This is a genomic window from Sulfitobacter pontiacus, from assembly GCF_040790665.1.
Lineage (GTDB): Bacteria > Pseudomonadota > Alphaproteobacteria > Rhodobacterales > Rhodobacteraceae > Sulfitobacter > Sulfitobacter pontiacus.
In genome coordinates this window covers 2,748,952-2,766,302 of the sequence record NZ_CP160849.1, presented here as the reverse complement: position 1 = coordinate 2,766,302, position 17,351 = coordinate 2,748,952, and the positions used below count along the sequence as shown (strand labels likewise).

The following is a 17,351-nucleotide window of genomic DNA, read 5'->3' as shown; positions in this document are numbered from 1 at the left end:
CGTCAATTCTCCTGATCGGAAGCGGTATTTTCAATTTGGGTCTTATCGGCCCGCGGCAGTGAGATGCGGAACACGGTTTTGCCGGGCACAGACTCCACCGTGATCCAGCCGCCGTGGTCGGAAATGATCTTGCTCACCAGCGCCAGCCCCAGCCCGGTGCCGTTCTCGCGCCCGGATACGAAGGGTTCGAACACGTCAGCGCGGATCGCCTCTGGTAGACCGGGGCCGTCGTCGATGACTTCGATCTGCAAGGGCAGAGATTGCGCCGTGCCATCCGACCGACGCATGCGGAACGAATGTTCATAATAGCTGTGCAACCGGATCGTGCCGCCCGAGGGGCCTGCCGCCTCTGACGCGTTCTTGATCAGGTTCAGCACCACCTGCAACAGCTGATCCTTGTCACCCAAGGCCGGCGGCAGCGAGGGGTCGTAATCCTCGATGATCTTCATGCGCGCGCCAAACCCCAGCAGCGCAGACCGGCGCGCGCGGTCCAGCGCGTCATGCAGGTTCACCGCCTTGCGTTCCGGCGGCATCAGGTTGCCGAATTGTTCGACCTGCTCCAGCAGCTTCACGATGCGGCGCGATTCCGCGACGATCAGGTCTGTCAGCTCCAGATCCTCGGTGCTGAGATTCATGCTGAGCAGTTGCGCGGCACCGGTGATCCCTGCCAGCGGGTTCTTGATCTCATGGGCCAGCATCTCGGCCATGCCGATGGCGGATTTGGCGGCGGATTTGACCGAATTATTCTGCGTCATCCGACCGGCCATCTCGCGGGGGGTGATCATCAGGATCATCTGCCCCGCCGCATCGATCAGCGGCGCGAAGTGTAACGCACATTGCACCGGCGGGCGCTGGCCGCTGCCGACATCCACATCGTTGACGAACAAGGGCGTGCCATTGTCGCGGGCGCGGGTGAACGCCTCTTCGAGAGGGGCATCGACGGCGATCATGTCCCACACCGGCACACCGCGCACGGATTTTGCAGAGGCGTTCAGAAACCCTTCGGCTTCCGAGTTCAGCTCGGCGATCGTGTCGTCGGTATCGATCAGAATGGCGGGCACGGGCAGCGATGCGAAAACAGTATCCAGCGACATCAAGCAGCCTCCAACTGGCGGTCCGGCAGACAGGCGGACGGGATAAGACGGTGCACCTCGGCGGGGCTGGCAGCGGTCAGTACCGCGCGGCGCAGATCAGCGGGGGTGTTGCTGGTGTCCATGTACCACCCCAGATGTTTGCGCGCGACGCGCAGGCCAATCACCTCGCCATAGAATCGGATGATCGCCTCGTAGTGGTCGGACACCATGCGCGCGAAATCGGCGCCCTGCGGGATGACCGGTGCGGGCGCGCCGAACAGATCATGGGCCACCCGAGCCAGCAGCCACGGTTTGCCTTGGGCACCGCGCCCGATCATCACACCGTCGGCCCCCGACTGCGCCAGCGCCTGCCGCGCGGCATCGGTGCTGATGATATCGCCATTGGCAATGACGGGAACTGAGACCGCCTGTTTGACACCCGCAATCGCGGCCCAATCGGCGGACCCCTTATAGAACTGGCAGCGCGTGCGTCCGTGGATGGTGATCATGGTGATCCCCGCTGCTTCGGCCCGCGCAGCGATCTGTGGCGCGTTCAGCATATTGTCGTCCCACCCCAGCCGCGTCTTGAGCGTGACGGGGACCTTTACCGCGTTCACCACCGCCTCGATCAGCCGAAGCGCGTGGTCCGGCGTTTTCATCAGCGCAGAGCCGGAATAGCCTTGGGTCACCTTCTTGGCGGGGCAGCCCATATTGATATCGATCACCCGCGCGCCCTGCCCTTCGACCATCCGCGCGGCCTCGGCCATGGGGGCGGCCTCGCGTCCTGCCAGCTGTACAGCAGTGCCTTCGACGCCAAGCCCCAGTTCGGCCTTTTCCAGCGTCCCGGGGCGGGCGTTGATCATGTCGACGCTGGCAACCATCTCTGACACCACCAACCCTGCGCCAAAAGACGCCACCAGTGTGCGGAACGGCAGATCGGTGATCCCCGCCATCGGAGCCAGCAAAACAGGCGGGTCGAGTTTGAAGGGCAGATCCGAGAGATCCAAACGCTTAATCCTTGTGCAATTGCCTTTGGTTTACCGAGGGGTGGGCCGAAACTCAATCAAACCAAAAGCTTTTGCTGGTGAGAAACTGACCTATTGCCTAAAATTTAGGCATAGGGCGCGGGCGATTGCACAGGCCGCTTTGCAGGCTTAGAACGGGGCGAGTTTATCAAAGGGGGCGCGCGATGGCGTCGACACCGAAAATCGCAGCGCTCATCGTGGCGGCCGGACGGGGCACCCGTGCGGGGGGTGCCGTGCCCAAACAATGGCAGCCGCTGTGCGGGAAACGCGTGATCGACCACACGCTTGCGGCTTTCCAGCGGCATCCGCAGGTGGACCGGATCATCATCGTATTGAACGCCAGTGACATGGCGCAGGCCGACGGATTCACCGCGCAAGGCTGTCTTGTCGCCGAAGGCGGGGCGGATCGTGCAGCATCGGTGCGCAACGGTCTGGCGCTGCTGGGGGATGCGGATCTGGTGCTGATCCATGACGCCGCCCGCCCCTGTGTCACGCCGCAGATCATCGACGGTGTGATCGACGCGCTGGCCACAGATGCCGCAGCCGCCCCCGGCCTGCCTGTCACAGACGCGCTTTGGGTCGCCGAAGACGGAGCCGTCGCAGGCACGCAGGACCGCACCGCGCTTTATGCCGCACAAACCCCGCAAGGCTTCGATGCGGCCACGATCCGCGCCGCCCATGCCGCCTTTGAAGGCATCGCCGCCGATGATGTAGAGGTCGCCCGCGCCGCCGGTGTTGCGGTTGCCATCACCCCCGGCAGCGTCGATAACCTGAAAATCACGGTGCCGGGCGATTTGACCCGCGCCGCCCGCATATTGGAGTCTTCGATGGATATTCGCACCGGCAACGGGTTCGACGTACATGCATTCGGTCCGGGGGATCATGTCACACTTTGCGGCGTTGATATCCCGCATGATCAGGGGCTGGTCGGCCATTCCGACGCCGATGTCGGCATGCATACGGTCACCGATGCGATCTATGGCGCGCTGGCTATGGGCGACATCGGCCAGCATTTCCCCCCGTCTGACCCGCAGTGGAAAGGGGCGCAAAGCCAAATCTTTCTGCGCCATGCCGCCGATCTGGCGCGCAGCGAAGGGTTCACCCTGACCCATGTGGATTGCACGCTGATCTGCGAATACCCCAAAGTGGGGCCTCATGCCGCAGAGATGCGCCGCGTGATGGCGGATATCCTGTCCCTTGAGGAAAGCCGTGTGTCGGTCAAGGCCACGACCTCGGAACGTTTGGGATTTACCGGCCGCGGCGAAGGCATCGCCTGCATGGCCACAGCAACATTGGTGAAACTATGACTTTGGCAAAGTTGATCGCGACCGTTCTGGGGGTGGGTTACATCCGCCCTGCCTCGGGCACATGGGGGTCGCTGGTGGCGCTGCCCTGGGCCTGGCTGCTCCATGTCATCGGTGGGCTGCCGCTGTTGATCGCAGGCATCGTGCTTACCTTTGCCGCAGGTTGGTGGGCCACCGCACGCATGACCGCCGGAAGCGCTGATCATGACCCGTCTGAAATCGTGATCGACGAGGTTGCAGGCCAATGGGTCGCGCTGCTGCCGCTCAGCTATGCCAGTTGGACGATGGATATGAACATCCTTGTGATGTGGCCCGGATGGATCGCGGCTTTTGCCCTGTTCCGTCTGTTCGACATCTGGAAGCCGCTGATCATCGGCTGGGCCGACCGGCGCGGCGATGCGCTTGGCGTGATGCTGGATGATATCTTTGCGGGCATTTTCGCCCTGCTGGGGGTGATCGCACTGGCCGTGCTGTATCACGTGTATCTCTTTGCCTGATTTGCACGCCCTTCTGGACCGCGCCCGCACGCGCGAGGTCATGATCGCCTGCGCCGAAAGCTGCACGGGCGGCATGGTGGCCGCCGCCCTGACGGACCTCCCCGGATCCTCTGCGATCTTTGACCGTGGGTTTGTCACCTATACCAATGCCGCCAAGATCGATCTTCTGGGCGTCAGCCCCGAGACGCTTGCCGCCCACGGCGCGGTGTCCGAGCAGGTCGCCCTTGAAATGGCACGCGGTGCCTTGGCACGATCCGGCGCGCAGATCGCCGTGTCGATCACCGGCATCGCAGGCCCCGGCGGGTCAGAGCATAAGCCCGAAGGCCGCGTCTGTTTCGGCCTCGCCACGGCGTCCGGTATCACCACCCAAACGCAAGAGTTCGGCGCATTGGGCCGCGATAAAGTCCGCCGCTCTGCCCGCGATTTCGCCTTGGGGCTGATTTTTGAGGCGATTACATAACGCCCGCAAAACAGGCGGCATGGCTAAATTGCTGCCTAAATATGTGGCGAATGTAGAAATGCCCGTTTAATCACCGGCTTTGCCCACATTTTAACTTTTGTCGCGCGCGCACATCCGTTTCACCCGTCTGCAATCAAAAACCTTTCGGGAGGAAACCAAGATGAACGCAGCTGATACGGCCTGGATCATGACCGCCACGGCCTTGGTCCTGTTCATGACATTACCGGGGCTCGCGCTCTTCTATGGCGGGCTGGTGCGCAGCCGCAACGTGCTGAGCGTTTTCATGCATACCTACGGCGTCGCCTGTCTGATGAGCGTGCTGTGGTTCTTCGCCGGATACTCCATCGCCTTTGGTCCCGACACCTCGGGCCTCTGGGGCGGCTTGGGCAAGATCGGCCTGTCGGGGGTCACTGCTGACAGCCTGTCAGGCACCCTGCCCGAAATCCTGTTCTTCGCCTTCCAGATGACATTCGCAGTGATCACGCCTGCGCTGATCGTCGGTGCCTATGTGGAGCGTATCGGCTTTGGATTCGTAATGCTCTTCTCGGGTCTCTGGATGCTGCTGTGCTACGCGCCCGTGGTACATTGGGTCTGGGGCGGCGGTTTCCTGGCCGATGGCGGCATCTTTGGCGAGGTCGGCGTGCGCGATTTCGCGGGCGGCATCGTGGTGCATGAAACAGCCGGCCTCGCGGCGCTGATCCTCGCGGTCTTTCTTGGCCCACGCCTTAACCACAACACCCCGCCGCATAACCCAGGCTTCGTGATGATCGGGGCAGCGATGCTCTGGGTCGGCTGGTTCGGTTTTAACGGCGGCTCGCAACTGGCGGCTGACGGTGGTGCGGCGATGGCGATCACGGTGACCCATATCTCTGCCGCCACTGCCTCGCTCACCTGGGCGCTGTGGGAGCGGATCAAATTCGGCAAAGCCTCCCTGGTCGGCATCGTCACGGGCACCATCGCGGGACTGGCCTCCATCACGCCTGCGTCGGGCTTCGTCGGCCCTTGGGCGGCGCTGCTGATCGGCGCGGTTGCCGGGATCCTGTGCCAGGAAGCAGTCGTCTTGATCCGCAACAAGGCCAAGATCGACGACACGCTTGACGTATTCGCGGTTCACGGCGTGGGCGGCATCTTCGGCACCATCATGATCGCTGCCCTCGGGGCGGGGTCCTGGGCCGCACAATTGGGGTCGCTGGCGATAGTCGGTGTCTATACCACGGTGGTGACCGTCGTGCTGGTGCTGGTCTGCAAGGCGATCACCCCGTTACGTGTCAGCAAGGAGGTCGAGGTCAACGGGCTTGATCTATCTGTCCACGGTGAGCGGGCCTATGACCTAAGCAGCTGATCGGGAAAACGCAGACCCACACAAAGGCCCCGCATCGGGGCCTTTGTTGTTTCTAGGCCTCGGCCCCATAAAGAGCAGCCGCGCGTTTCTCGAACGCCCGCACCACCCGCTGCATCGCCTCGTTAAAGACGACGCCGATGATCTTTTGCAAAATCGCGTTCTTGAATTCGAAATCGACGAAGAAATGCACCTTGCAGCTGCCGTCGCCATTGTCCTCGAAGGCCCAGTTCGATTTCATGTATTTGAACGGGCCATCCAGATATTCGGTGTCGATCTTCTTGGCCTCTGGCCACAACACCACGCGGCTGGTGAAACGTTCGCGAAACACCTTGAAACTGATGACAAGATCGGCGTCCATCACCTCGTGATCCCCCTTATCCTCACGGCTTTTGATCCGCGCGGCGGCGGTCCAGGGCAGAAAATCAGGGTATGACGCAACATCGGCCACCAGATCATACATCTGTTGGGCGGTGTAGGGCAGTTCGCGGGTCTCTGAATGGGTAGGCATTGATTTCCATCTGTCATGAAGTTAGCCCTTATGAAATCCTATCTCCCCCTTTTTCAAGGTAAAACCCATGACGACGCGACCTTATGTCATCGATGAAATGATCTCGGCCAAGGCAATCGCCGCGCGGATCGAAACTCTCTGCCGCGAAATCCAAAGCGAATTCGCCGGCACCGAAAAGCTGACAGTGGTGGGGCTGCTGCGCGGATCTTTCGTGTTTATCGCCGATCTGGTGCGCGAGCTTGACCTCCCGATCGAGGTCGATTTCCTCGAGGCCTCCAGCTATGGCGATGGCATGGAAAGCAGCAGAGAAGTGCGTATCCTCAAAGACTTGCGCGGCGCAATCGAAGGGCGCGATGTGCTGGTCGTCGAAGATATCGTCGATACGGGCCACACCCTGCATCACGTACGCAACCTGCTGATGTCGCGCGAACCCGCACGGCTGAAAACCATCGCCCTGCTCGACAAACCCAGCCGCCGCGAGGTGGACATGAAGGCCGATTGGATCGGCTTTGAAATTCCGGATGAATTTGTTGTGGGCTACGGCATCGATTTCGCACAGCGCGACCGCAACCAGCCCTTTATCGGCAAGGTCCGTTTTACATGAACGTCGCTTGGCTGATGCGGATGAAACGGTGGGTGCAGCACCCGCCCTCGGCGGGCCGCGTCAAATTCGTCTTTGCTGTGGTCCTGGCCGGCGCGCTGATCTTTGCCGCAGAATACTTTGGCTACTGGCCCGAATGGGCCACGACCCAACGGATCAAAAACCCGTTCTAACCTTTCCAAATGGATGTAAATCCCGGGGAGTTTGAGGGGCAGCGCCCCTCATTGTATCGCGTGAGTTTGAGGGGCAGCGCCCCTCATTGTACCGCGTGAGCTTGAAGGACAACGCCCCTCAAGATCAATGCAACACAGTTACCCCAGCTTGGCCAACCGCGCCGCCTGCAGCCGCGCAAAGTCATCCCCTGCGTGGTAGCTCGACCGCGTCAGAGGCGTCGCAGATACCATCAAGAACCCTTTGCCGTAGGCCGATTTTTCATAGGCGGCGAATTCATCGGGGTGCACAAAGCGGTCCACCGCGTGGTGCTTTGGTGTCGGCTGCAGATATTGCCCGATGGTCAGAAAATCGATGTCCGCCGCGCGCATGTCTTCCATGACCTGCATAACGGACTGACGATCCTCGCCCAGACCGACCATGATGCCGGATTTGGTAAACATCGTCGGATCAAGTTCCTTGACCCTCTGCAACAGACGCAGCGAATGGAAATACCGCGCCCCGGGGCGGACCTCGGGGTAGAGGCCGGGCACTGTTTCCAGATTGTGGTTAAACACATCCGGGCGCGCCTCGACCACGGTTTCCAGCACTTTGGGATCACAGCGGATGAAATCGGGGGTCAGGATTTCGATCGTGGTGCCCGGGGACCGTTTGCGCACGGCGCGGATGGTCTGGGCAAAATGCTCTGCCCCGCCGTCTTCGATGTCGTCGCGGTCCACGCTGGTGATTACCACGTGGTTCAGCCCCAGTTTGGACACCGCGTCGGCCACACGCCCGGGTTCAAAGATGTCCAGCGCTTCCGGTGGGCGCCCTGTCGCGATGTTGCAGAAGGTACAGGCGCGGGTGCAGACCTCCCCCATGATCATCATGGTGGCATGGCCCTGCGACCAGCATTCGCCCACATTCGGGCAGCCCGCTTCTTCGCAGACCGTCACCAGCTTGTTCTCGCGCATGATCTTTGCGGTATCCGCATAGCCTTTGCCACCCGGCGCCTTCACCCGGATCCACGACGGCTTTTTCGGCTGTGGATTGTCGGGGTGTCGGGCCTTTTCAGGGTGGCGCTGCTCGGGGATTTTCAGGTCTCGCATGATCAGGCTCCGTTTGGAATACGCCCCTTATGTAGTCGGTTCTCGCGGCGCATGAAAGAGGCAGTTGTCATCTGCGGGGCAGCCATGCGGTGCGCGCCGATCCGGATCCGCCGCCTAGCCGATCATAGCGCTCCCGGGGCCAAGCGTTTCCGCATAGTGTTTGCGCAAGCGCATCAGGGCGATACGCAGCACGATCTTTCCCGACCGCGCGGACCAGCCTAGGCGCTTTTCCGTGGTTTCCAGCCCTTCCAGATAGCAGCAGCACCGCAGCACAATATCCGACAGACCCGGTCCCAGATCCGCCAGCGCCGATCCCACCCGTGCCCGGGCCGCAGAAGGTGCGCTGCCTTCAAAGCTGACGCTGTCGCCCTGCCCGCCCGGTGCCAAAAACCGGTCCCAGTTCTGCGTCACCGCCTCGCCCATTTGCGCCAGTTCAAAATCCTCGCGCAGGCGCTCTCCGGCTTGGACGAGACTGTCGGACAGGAACGGCGCGCCTTTTGCGTCGCGTCTGCGGGCGAGCGCGGCCAACGGGCTTTCTGCCAGCGTGTAGCGCAAGCGCCGCGCTGTCTTCTGCCGCGCCCCCTCTGGCAGCGGCGGCGCAGGGGCAAAGCTGCTTTGGGCTTCGGCAAAACCGTTTTCTGCGCCCTGCCCCAGCATCTCTTCCAGCGCATGCCGTCCGGCCGCGGTGATGTGATAGCGCAGGATGCGCCCCTCGCCATCGGTTGCGATCCAGCCGTTAAGCGCCATCGCCTGCGCGACACAGCGGTCCACCACGGCAGTCCGCGTCTGCGCGCCATTCGGACCACTGCGCACGACAACGGCGTTGTCCATCTCGGCTGCGACCGCCAGCAGCGCACCGGTTTCGCACAAGCGCCGCAAGATGCGCTGCGCCTCGCTTTTCAGGGTTTCATCATCGGGCATCATGGGGTGTGAGGTGTCATTCATCGCGGCGGGCTCCTGCAGAGGGTGGGTTTCAAAACGGCTGACCTGCCCCAGCAGATCAAGGGCGTCGTCCACCAGCGGATCATCGCGCCGCGTTTCCAGCCGCCGGATCTGGCGCAGGATGGTAGAGGCGTGACACTCAGCTGATCGCGCCAGCGCCCGGATCGGCTGGCCCATCTCCACATGCGACACATAATGCCGCGCGGCATCCGGCACCCATCCGGGCAATCCACGTCGGTCCGGCGGCGTATTCAAAACTTGGGTCATGCGGTCTCCTTTCTTCAGGCGGCGCGGTTATCCACAGCCTTATCCACAATACCAAAAGGTTAATTGGTTATGGATTTGTTAATATTTACCGATACAACCCATAATTGTTTCCAAAGGGTAAACAGTCGTAACCGCGACGCACGCAGACCTCGCCGCGCGAGCAACACCAGTATCCTGCGTGAAATCCTGCCCGTGAGCGGCCATGCGATGGCATGACCCCGCAGCCAGCAAGGATTTGATTTTATGCAAGATATTCTGACGCGTCTTCGCGGTATCCACCGTCCCGCCATATTGGTGCAGGCAGGCACCATCGGGGCCCGCAGCTATCGCCGCGGCCCGGCCCTGCGACGGATACTGGGGAAAGCGCCCCCACCGCGCAGCGCCGTGGTGCTGGTGCAGCTGATCGATATAGAGGCCGACCTGAACGCCAGACGTAAAAAGACGGACGCAGGCTATAACCTGATCCGTCATATAGAGGTGATGATCGCCCTCATTGCCGAGGCCGCGATCTTGCGCGAAACCGTCAAAGATGCGGCTACATAAAGCTGTCAGGCTCCGCCGCCTTGCGTTCTGCGACAAAGGCATCAAGCGCCGCACGCGTCTCGGGGTCCATAGGCGGTTGCACATAGTCGCCCAACAGCTTTTCAACCCGCGTCGCCGCCAGCGACTGGGTATCGCGCGCACCCTCATCTGACCATGTTTCAAATGGCTTGTAGTCCAGCAGATCGGATTTCCAGAAGGCTTCCTTAAAGTTGGCCTGTGTGTGTGCGCATCCCAGATAATGCCCCCCCGGACCAACCTCGCGGATCGCATCCAGCGCTTGCGCGTTTTCGTCAATCTCTACACCGCGCGCCAAATGGTGCAACGCGCCCAGTTGATCGGCATCCATCACAAATTTCTCGAACGAGGCGACAAGACCGCCTTCCAGCCAGCCACAGGCGTGGAGCATAAAGTTCACCCCCGACAAAAGCCCCATGTTCAGACTGTTCGCCGTCTCATAGGCTGCTTGCGCGTCGGGCAGTTTTGACCCGCAGAACGAACCCGAGGACCGGAATGGCAGGTTCATCCGCCGCGCCAACTGCCCCGCCCCATAGGTGATATGCGCGGCCTCCGGCGTGCCAAAGGTCGGCGCACCCGAGTTCATGTCGATCGAGGTCACAAAGGCCCCGAAAATCACCGGCGCGCCCTTACGGATCAGCTGGCTATAGGCGATGCCGGCCATGACCTCGGCTAGGACCTGCGTCAATGTCCCTGCCACGGATACCGGTGCCATCGCACCACCAACGATAAAGGGCGAAATGATCGACGCCTGATTGTTCTCGGCAAAGACCTTCAGCGCCCCCATCATCACATCATCAAACGTCATGGGCGAGTTGATGTTCACCAGCGACGTCATCACCGTGTTCTGGTCGACGAAATCCGCACCGAACAGAATCTTGCACATGTCCACGGAATCCTGCGCGCGGCTCGGTTCCGTGACGGATCCCATGAAGGGTTTATCGCTTAGCGTCATATGCGCATGGAGCATGTCCAGATGGCGCTTGTTGACGGGCACATCGGTGGGCTCACAGACCGTGCCGCCGGAATGGTGCAACCACTTGGACATATAGCCAAGCTTCACGAATTTGTTGAAATCTTCCATCGTGGCATAGCGACGGCCCCCGGCGGTGTCGCGCACGAAGGGCGGGCCATAGACCGGGGCCAACACCAGATTGCGCCCGCCGATCTCGACGTTGCGCGCGGGGTTGCGCGCGTGTTGGGTGAACTGCGACGGCGCGGTCTTGCACAGCTCGCGTGCCAGCCCGCGGGGGATACGCACGCGGTCACCGGTCACATCCGCCCCGGCCGCGCGCCAAAGCGCCAGCGCCTCGGGGTTGTCGGGAAAGTTCACGCCGATCTCTTCCAACACCGTATCGGCGTTATACTCGATGATCTGCAGCGCCTCTTCGGTCAGCACCTCGTAGTTGGGAATGTTGCGTTCGATGTATTTCGCTGTCTCGAAGGACACAGCCGAGCGTGCCGCCCGACGTGCCGCACCGCCACCACCGCGCCCGCGTCTTGCTGATTCCGCCATGAGGTCTTCCTTTCCGCCAAAACTGACGCCTAGCTACCCCATTCACGCAGCAGGCTTTACGCGGTTTACGGCCTTAGAGGTCAAAAACCGACATCATGATCCGCCGACCCCTTCATTTTGCCAAAATAAACTCCGGGGGTCTGGGGGCTGGCCCCCACTCCACTCTTGCCACGCAGGCCATCCGCCCATAATCAGTCTGCATGACAGATATCTCCCATGACCGCCTTCTCATCATCGACTTCGGCAGCCAGGTCACCCAGCTGATCGCCCGCCGTTTGCGTGAACTTAATGTGTTCTGCGAAATCCACCCGTTCAACACGGTGGATGATGCCTTTCTCAAGGATTTTGCGCCCAAGGCGGTGATCCTGTCGGGGGGGCCGTCCTCGGTCTTCGCCGAAGGTGCGCCCATGCCACCGCAATCGGTGTTCGAGCTTGGCGTACCGATCCTTGGCATCTGCTACGGCCAACAGGTCATGATGCACTGCCTGGGCGGTAAGGTTGAACGCGGTCACGGCACCGCTGAATTCGGGCGCGCCTATGTGACCCCCTCCGAGGCCCGTCTTGAGCTGTTGGAAGGCTGGTTCCTCACCGAGAAAGAGCAAGTCTGGATGAGCCATGGTGATCACGTCAGCGCGATCGCCCCCGGCTTCGAAGTCTACGGCACCTCGCCCCACGCGCCTTTCGCGGTCACCGGCGATGTGTCGCGCAACTTCTATGCCGTGCAGTTCCACCCCGAAGTGCACCACACCCCCAATGGCGCGCGCCTATACGAAAACTTTGTCCGTCTCGCGGGGTTCAAGGGCGACTGGACAATGAGCGCCTACCGCGACGAGGCCATCGCCGCGATCCGCGAGCAGGTCGGCGATCAAAAGGTCATCTGCGGTCTGTCCGGCGGGGTCGATTCCTCGGTCGCGGCCGTGCTGATCCACGAAGCGATTGGGGACCAGCTTACCTGCGTCTTTGTCGACCACGGTCTGCTGCGCAAGGGCGAGGCCGAAGAGGTTGTCACCATGTTCCGTGACAACTACAACATGCCGCTGATCCACGCCGACGAACAGGAACTGTTCCTGGGCGAGCTGGATGGCGTGTCCGACCCCGAAACCAAGCGCAAGATCATCGGTAAACTGTTCATCGACGTGTTCCAGAAGCACGCCAAGGAAGTCGGCGATGCCACCTTCCTCGCACAGGGCACGTTGTACCCCGATGTCATTGAATCCGTGTCCTTTTCCGGCGGCCCGTCGGTCACAATCAAATCGCACCACAACGTGGGCGGTTTGCCCGAAAAGATGGGCCTCAAGCTGGTCGAGCCGCTGCGCGAACTTTTCAAGGACGAGGTGCGCGAGCTTGGCCGCGAGCTGGGTTTGCCCCCATCCTTTATCGGCCGCCACCCCTTCCCCGGCCCCGGCCTCGCCATCCGCTGCCCCGGTGAGATCACCCGCGAAAAGCTCGACATCCTGCGCGAGGCGGACGCGGTCTATATCGACCAGATCCGCAAGCACGGGCTTTATGATGAAATCTGGCAAGCCTTTGTGGCGATCCTGCCTGTCCGCACCGTGGGGGTGATGGGCGACGGGCGGACCTATGATTTCGCCTGTGCCCTGCGGGCCGTCACCTCGGTCGATGGGATGACGGCGGATTACTATCCGTTCACCCATGAATTCCTGGGCGAGACCGCGACGCGGATCATCAACGAGATTCCGGGCATCAACCGGGTGACCTATGACATCACGTCGAAACCTCCCGGCACGATTGAATGGGAATGATCTGAATGGCTGTGATCGGCCGCATGACAAAGGTGCCTCCGGCGGGGATTTTTTTCCATTTGGAAGAGAGACCATGACCCCGACGCTAAGGGCGGCTTTGTGGATGATGGGGTCGATCACGTCGTTCTCTGCGATGGCCGTCGCCGGGCGCGAGCTTGGCGGCAGCCTCGATACTTTCGAGATCATGATGTACCGGTCGCTGGTGGGCGTGATCGCTGTGTTTACGCTCGCGACCGTTTACGGGACCTGGGGGCAGATCAACCGGCGCGATTTCGGCACGCAGATCGGGCGCAATCTGGCGCATTTCACCGGACAGAATCTGTGGTTCTATGCGGTTACCGTGATCCCGCTCGCGCAGGTCTTTGCGCTTGAGTTCACTTCTCCGCTTTGGGTGATTGTCCTGTCGCCGCTGATTTTGGGCGAACGGCTTACCAAGGTGCGAGCATTGGCGGCGGTTCTTGGATTTATCGGCATCCTTTGTGTTGCCCGTCCGACGATTGCCGGGCTGAATGCCGGCGTGATCACGGCGGCGTCCTCGGCGATTTTCTTTGCGCTGACGATCATGCTGACCAAGCGGCTGACGCGCAGCCAGACGATCACCTGTATCCTGTTCTACCTGACCGTGACGCAACTGGTTTTTGGCGTGATCATGGCCGGTTACGACGGGGATATCGCGGTGCCCGAGATGGCACAAATGCCGCTGTTGTTGCTGATCGGTGTCGCAGGGCTTATGGCGCATTTCTGTCTGACCAACGCATTGTCTATTGCGCCTGCGACAGTGGTCGTCCCGATTGACTTTGTCCGCCTGCCCCTGATCGCCGTCATCGGAATGCTGGTCTATGCCGAGGCCCTGGATATCTGGGTTTTCATCGGCGGCGCGATTATCTTTGCCGGCAACTACATGAACCTCTGGATCGAATCCCGCCGCGTTTCGTAACGAAACTGCAACAGTTCTGGCATAGGGGCGCAGACTTCCCCTTGGTCAAGAATTGACAGATTGACGCACCCTGCCGTTCAGTTGCTGTATAAAATGTGGCTGCGTGTTGTGGCTGCATCGCTTCTGGGGAGGAGTATTTAGAGATGACGTATCGAGTAATCGCAATGGCGGCCCTGTTGGGCAGCGCATCCACGTTGCACGCGGGGGGATTGGATCGTTCTGGCCAAGACATCGGCATTCTGTTCGAAGATGGCAACCGTTTCGAATTCAGCTTTGGCCGCGTCTCGCCTTCTATTGACGGCACCGACGTGCGCGGTGGTGGCGATACAGGCAATATTGCCCAAGATTTCAATGTCATTGGCGGCGGTCTTAAGTATCAGTATTCCGATCAGCTGTCCTTTGCTGTTGTCGTTGATGAACCATTCGGGTCAGACGTTCTGTACCCCGCAGTACCAAGTTCCCCGTCCTATGGTGGAACCCAGGCGACTGTGGACAGCTTCGCGATTACCGCTTTGGCGCGGTACAAGTTTAACGATTCTTTCAGCATGCACGGCGGTCTGCGCTATCAAGAAGTCGATGCGACTGTTGCGCTGCAAGGTGCAGGATACGGGCCGCTCAGCGGGTATCGTGCAGACTTCGATTCTGACGGTGCCGTCGGATATGTAATCGGTGCGGCATTTGAAAAGCCGGACATCGCGATGCGCGTTGCGCTGACGTATAACTCGAAAATTACACATGATTTGTCGACGTTGGAAACCAGCAACGGTGCCCCCATCAACCCAGCAGGACGCACAGACACCGAAGTCGAGACGCCCGAAAGTCTCAACCTGGAATTTCAAACCGGGGTCGCGGCTGATACGCTCGTTTTCGGTTCGATCCGCTACGCACGCTATTCCGATACCATCGTATCACCAGACGTCTTTAACGTTCTGACACGCGGTGCGAGCCTGACGTCAATCGAAGATTCCACCGATTATGAAATTGGCGTCGGCCGTCGCTTCAACGACCAGTGGTCTGGCTCGATTGCGATCGGATACCAGCGAGCGAACGGTGACGATCAAGTCTCTCCGCTCGCGCCAACCGATGGTGCGCGGTATGTGTCCTTGGGCGCTAAGTATCAGGCGACAAGCCAGTTCGACGTGAGCTTGGGCGTGCGCTATACCGAGCTTGGCGATGCGCGGGCAACCACACAGAATACGCCGCAGGCAAACTTCGAAGACAACTCTGCAGTCTCTGTCGGGGTTAAGTTCGGCTACAACTTCTAAGCCCTACCACAGCAACGCTCTATCAGCCCGCCCCAGCAATGTGGCGGGCTATTTTTTGTGGGGGCGCGATGTCTGACGTCTCGTGGCCGATGGCTCGCGTCTGGTGTCTGGGCACAGGCTAGGCTACTCATTGCGAAACAAGACGTTCCAAGGAAGACGACCCATGCTTTACCCCTCTGCCGATGCGTGGCGTGCCGCGCCGCATAAACATGTGCTGGTCTTTGGCATGTCGGGTCTGGGCAAGACGCATATGGCGCATCTGCTGCGGCAATCTGGGGGGTGGTTCCACTACTCCATCGACTACCGGATCGGCACGCGGTACTTGGGTGAAACCATCGCCGACAACGCCAAGGCCGAAGCGATGAAGGTGCCCTTCCTGCGGGATCTTCTGCTGAGCGATAGCATCTACATCGGGTCAAACATCACCTTTGATAATCTCTCTCCCGTGGCGACCTGGCTGGGCAAGCCCGGCGATGCGGCCAAGGGTGGCTTGCCGATGGCGGAATATGCGTCCCGACAGGAAGCGTTCAAACAGGCAGAGATCGCGGCGCTGCGCGACACCGGCCATTTTGCCCGCCGTGCGCAGGCACTCTATAAGTATCCGCATTTCATCTGTGACACCGGCGGCTCGATCTGTGAATGGGTGGACCCCGATGACGATAATGATCCGCTGATACAAACCCTGTCGGCGGAATGTCTGCCGGTCTGGATCAAGGGCGACGATGCTCACACCCAAGAGCTGATCCGCCGCTTTGACAAAGCCCCCAAGCCGATGGCCTATCAACCCGAGTTCCTGCTGCGGGTGTGGCAGGAATATCTGAGCGAAAACAACTGCAAAGAGGATGATGTCGATCCGGATGCCTTTATCCGCTGGACCTACGCCCAAGCGCTTGCCCACCGACAGCCGCGCTACGAGGCGATGTCGCGATGGGGCGTGACCGTGACTGCCGATCAGGTGGCCGGGCTCAAATCCGAGGATGATTTCAACGACCTGATCGCGGGGACGTTAAGCGCGTGACCCTTGGCGCCCTCTGCGCGGGCGCTTATCTAAATCCGGCGCAGATGATGCAAGACCTGAGCCCCTAGACGTGGAATACCGACATGCCGATTAAACTGCCTTCCGACCTGCCTGCCTATGACGTGCTGACGCGCGAAGGTGTCATGGTGCTGGATGAGGAAATGGCGGCGCGTCAGGACATCCGGCCTTTGCGCATTGCCTTGCTGAACCTGATGCCGAAAAAGATCCAGACAGAAAACCAGTTCGCGCGGTTGATCGGGGCCACGCCCTTGCAGATCGAATTCAGCCTGATCCGCATGTCCGACCACCAGTCGCGCAATACGGCCGCAGATCACCTTGAAAGCTTTTACCGCCCGTTCGAGGAAGTCACCCACGAGAAATTCGATGGGCTGATCATCACCGGTGCCCCGATAGAGCATCTGGACTTTGACGACGTCACCTATTGGGAAGAGCTTACCCGCGTCTTTGACTGGACCCAGACCAATGTCCATTCGACCTTCGGCGTGTGCTGGGGTGGCATGGCGATGATCAATTACTTCCACGGTATCAAAAAGCATCTGTTGGAGGAAAAGGCATTCGGCTGCTTCCGCCACAGCAACCTCGAACCCTCGTCGCCCTATTTGCGCGGGTTCTCGGATGATCTGGTGGTGCCGGTCAGTCGTTGGACCGAAATGCGCGCGGCAGAGGTCGACGCCGTGCCCAGCCTGACCACCTTGCTCGGCAGCAAGGAGGTCGGCCCCTGTCTGGTCGAAGATGCAGGGCATCGGGCGCTTTATATCTTCAATCACCTTGAATATGACCGCGACACATTGAAGGACGAATATGACCGCGATGTCGCCCAAGGCACGCCGATCAACGTGCCCTGCAACTATTACCCCGATGATGACCCCGCGCAGGTGCCGCTGAACCGTTGGCGTAGCCACGCGCATCTGCTCTACGGCAACTGGATCAACGAGATCTACCAGACCACCCACTACGATCTGAACGACATCGGTCGCAGCAATTTTGGGACGTAG

Annotated in this window: 18 protein-coding genes; 12 read left to right on the top strand and 6 right to left on the bottom strand. The window is 60.5% G+C overall.

Annotated elements, in window-relative coordinates; translation table 11 throughout:
- Window positions 1-2 precede the first annotated feature (2 nt).
- Window positions 3-1,094, bottom strand: coding sequence for a nitrogen regulation protein NR(II) (locus AB1495_RS13645; RefSeq protein WP_005853487.1), 1,092 nt, complete (start codon window positions 1,092-1,094; stop codon window positions 3-5).
- A complete protein-coding gene (gene dusB, locus AB1495_RS13640; protein ID WP_074634936.1) occupies window positions 1,094-2,080 on the bottom strand; it encodes a tRNA dihydrouridine synthase DusB in 987 nt (328 codons plus the stop codon). Before dusB ends, AB1495_RS13645 begins: the two co-directional genes overlap by 1 nt.
- 182 nt (window positions 2,081-2,262) lie before the next feature.
- On the opposite strand from dusB, the gene AB1495_RS13635 reads away from it, so the two are divergent.
- The 4 genes from AB1495_RS13635 (at window position 2,263) to AB1495_RS13620 (ending at window position 5,701) form a co-directional block, all read left to right on the top strand.
- A complete protein-coding gene (locus AB1495_RS13635) occupies window positions 2,263-3,405 on the top strand; it encodes a bifunctional 2-C-methyl-D-erythritol 4-phosphate cytidylyltransferase/2-C-methyl-D-erythritol 2,4-cyclodiphosphate synthase (protein WP_074634937.1) in 1,143 nt (380 codons plus the stop codon).
- Window positions 3,402-3,899: a phosphatidylglycerophosphatase A gene (locus AB1495_RS13630; protein ID WP_005853484.1), complete on the top strand. Its 498-nt coding sequence runs from the start codon at window positions 3,402-3,404 to the stop codon at window positions 3,897-3,899. The genes AB1495_RS13635 and AB1495_RS13630 overlap by 4 nt, the downstream gene beginning before the upstream one ends.
- A complete protein-coding gene (locus AB1495_RS13625) occupies window positions 3,892-4,359 on the top strand; it encodes a CinA family protein (RefSeq protein ID WP_074634938.1) in 468 nt (155 codons plus the stop codon). The genes AB1495_RS13630 and AB1495_RS13625 overlap by 8 nt, the downstream gene beginning before the upstream one ends.
- A gap of 160 nt (window positions 4,360-4,519) precedes the next feature.
- The gene (locus AB1495_RS13620; RefSeq protein WP_037944254.1) at window positions 4,520-5,701 is read left to right on the top strand and encodes an ammonium transporter; all 1,182 of its coding nucleotides are present in this window, start codon (window positions 4,520-4,522) and stop codon (window positions 5,699-5,701) included.
- 52 nt (window positions 5,702-5,753) lie between these two features.
- On the opposite strand, the gene AB1495_RS13615 is transcribed toward AB1495_RS13620, so the two are convergent.
- On the bottom strand, window positions 5,754-6,209 hold the full coding sequence (locus AB1495_RS13615; protein WP_074634939.1) for a type II toxin-antitoxin system RatA family toxin: 456 nt from the start codon (window positions 6,207-6,209) through the stop codon (window positions 5,754-5,756).
- Between the two features lie 67 nt (window positions 6,210-6,276).
- Between AB1495_RS13615 and hpt the strand changes: the two genes are divergently transcribed.
- The gene (gene hpt, locus AB1495_RS13610) at window positions 6,277-6,813 is read left to right on the top strand and encodes a hypoxanthine phosphoribosyltransferase (protein WP_005853480.1); all 537 of its coding nucleotides are present in this window, start codon (window positions 6,277-6,279) and stop codon (window positions 6,811-6,813) included.
- Window positions 6,810-6,983 carry a hypothetical protein gene (locus tag AB1495_RS13605; protein ID WP_005853479.1) on the top strand — a complete coding sequence of 58 codons (174 nt, stop codon included), beginning with the start codon at window positions 6,810-6,812 and terminating at the stop codon, window positions 6,981-6,983. The genes hpt and AB1495_RS13605 overlap by 4 nt, the downstream gene beginning before the upstream one ends.
- A 138-nt stretch (window positions 6,984-7,121) precedes the next feature.
- Here the strand turns inward: AB1495_RS13605 and lipA are convergent, their stop codons facing one another.
- Both lipA and AB1495_RS13595 read right to left on the bottom strand, forming a co-directional pair.
- The gene (gene lipA, locus AB1495_RS13600; RefSeq protein WP_074634940.1) at window positions 7,122-8,069 is read right to left on the bottom strand and encodes a lipoyl synthase; all 948 of its coding nucleotides are present in this window, start codon (window positions 8,067-8,069) and stop codon (window positions 7,122-7,124) included.
- 114 nt (window positions 8,070-8,183) lie between these two features.
- Complete coding sequence (locus tag AB1495_RS13595) at window positions 8,184-9,278, bottom strand: DUF6456 domain-containing protein (protein WP_074634941.1); 1,095 nt, start codon at window positions 9,276-9,278, stop codon at window positions 8,184-8,186.
- A gap of 243 nt (window positions 9,279-9,521) precedes the next feature.
- Between AB1495_RS13595 and AB1495_RS13590 the strand changes: the two genes are divergently transcribed.
- Window positions 9,522-9,821, top strand: coding sequence for a DUF6477 family protein (locus tag AB1495_RS13590; protein ID WP_074634942.1), 300 nt, complete (start codon window positions 9,522-9,524; stop codon window positions 9,819-9,821).
- On the opposite strand, the gene AB1495_RS13585 is transcribed toward AB1495_RS13590, so the two are convergent.
- Entirely contained in the window at window positions 9,814-11,352 is a 1,539-nt protein-coding gene (locus tag AB1495_RS13585; protein WP_074634943.1) for a trimethylamine methyltransferase family protein, read from the bottom strand. The genes AB1495_RS13590 and AB1495_RS13585 overlap by 8 nt on opposite strands.
- A 200-nt stretch (window positions 11,353-11,552) precedes the next feature.
- Between AB1495_RS13585 and guaA the strand changes: the two genes are divergently transcribed.
- From guaA to metA, 5 genes are all read left to right on the top strand, one after another.
- Window positions 11,553-13,115 carry a glutamine-hydrolyzing GMP synthase gene (guaA, locus tag AB1495_RS13580; protein WP_005853474.1) on the top strand — a complete coding sequence of 521 codons (1,563 nt, stop codon included), beginning with the start codon at window positions 11,553-11,555 and terminating at the stop codon, window positions 13,113-13,115.
- A 73-nt stretch (window positions 13,116-13,188) separates the two neighbouring features.
- The gene (locus AB1495_RS13575) at window positions 13,189-14,052 is read left to right on the top strand and encodes a DMT family transporter (RefSeq protein WP_074634944.1); all 864 of its coding nucleotides are present in this window, start codon (window positions 13,189-13,191) and stop codon (window positions 14,050-14,052) included.
- Between the two features lie 176 nt (window positions 14,053-14,228).
- A complete protein-coding gene (locus tag AB1495_RS13570; protein WP_367581966.1) occupies window positions 14,229-15,317 on the top strand; it encodes an OmpP1/FadL family transporter in 1,089 nt (362 codons plus the stop codon).
- A gap of 163 nt (window positions 15,318-15,480) precedes the next feature.
- A complete protein-coding gene (locus tag AB1495_RS13565; protein WP_074634946.1) occupies window positions 15,481-16,335 on the top strand; it encodes an ATPase in 855 nt (284 codons plus the stop codon).
- Between the two features lie 83 nt (window positions 16,336-16,418).
- Window positions 16,419-17,351 (top strand): homoserine O-succinyltransferase, encoded by a 933-nt coding sequence (metA, locus tag AB1495_RS13560; RefSeq protein ID WP_005853468.1) that lies wholly within the window; start codon window positions 16,419-16,421, stop codon window positions 17,349-17,351.

Coding starts and splice junctions, on each gene's coding strand:
- hpt (WP_005853480.1), top strand. CDS start 6,277: ATGACGACGCGACCTTATGTCATCGATGAAATGATCTCGGCCAAGGCA.
- AB1495_RS13595 (WP_074634941.1), bottom strand. CDS start 9,278: ATGACCCAAGTTTTGAATACGCCGCCGGACCGACGTGGATTGCCCGGA.
- AB1495_RS13620 (WP_037944254.1), top strand. CDS start 4,520: ATGAACGCAGCTGATACGGCCTGGATCATGACCGCCACGGCCTTGGTC.
- AB1495_RS13645 (WP_005853487.1), bottom strand. CDS start 1,094: ATGTCGCTGGATACTGTTTTCGCATCGCTGCCCGTGCCCGCCATTCTG.
- AB1495_RS13575 (WP_074634944.1), top strand. CDS start 13,189: ATGACCCCGACGCTAAGGGCGGCTTTGTGGATGATGGGGTCGATCACG.
- AB1495_RS13585 (WP_074634943.1), bottom strand. CDS start 11,352: ATGGCGGAATCAGCAAGACGCGGGCGCGGTGGTGGCGGTGCGGCACGT.
- metA (WP_005853468.1), top strand. CDS start 16,419: ATGCCGATTAAACTGCCTTCCGACCTGCCTGCCTATGACGTGCTGACG.
- AB1495_RS13615 (WP_074634939.1), bottom strand. CDS start 6,209: ATGCCTACCCATTCAGAGACCCGCGAACTGCCCTACACCGCCCAACAG.
- lipA (WP_074634940.1), bottom strand. CDS start 8,069: ATGCGAGACCTGAAAATCCCCGAGCAGCGCCACCCTGAAAAGGCCCGA.
- AB1495_RS13630 (WP_005853484.1), top strand. CDS start 3,402: ATGACTTTGGCAAAGTTGATCGCGACCGTTCTGGGGGTGGGTTACATC.
- AB1495_RS13565 (WP_074634946.1), top strand. CDS start 15,481: ATGCTTTACCCCTCTGCCGATGCGTGGCGTGCCGCGCCGCATAAACAT.
- AB1495_RS13590 (WP_074634942.1), top strand. CDS start 9,522: ATGCAAGATATTCTGACGCGTCTTCGCGGTATCCACCGTCCCGCCATA.
- AB1495_RS13605 (WP_005853479.1), top strand. CDS start 6,810: ATGAACGTCGCTTGGCTGATGCGGATGAAACGGTGGGTGCAGCACCCG.
- AB1495_RS13635 (WP_074634937.1), top strand. CDS start 2,263: ATGGCGTCGACACCGAAAATCGCAGCGCTCATCGTGGCGGCCGGACGG.
- guaA (WP_005853474.1), top strand. CDS start 11,553: ATGACAGATATCTCCCATGACCGCCTTCTCATCATCGACTTCGGCAGC.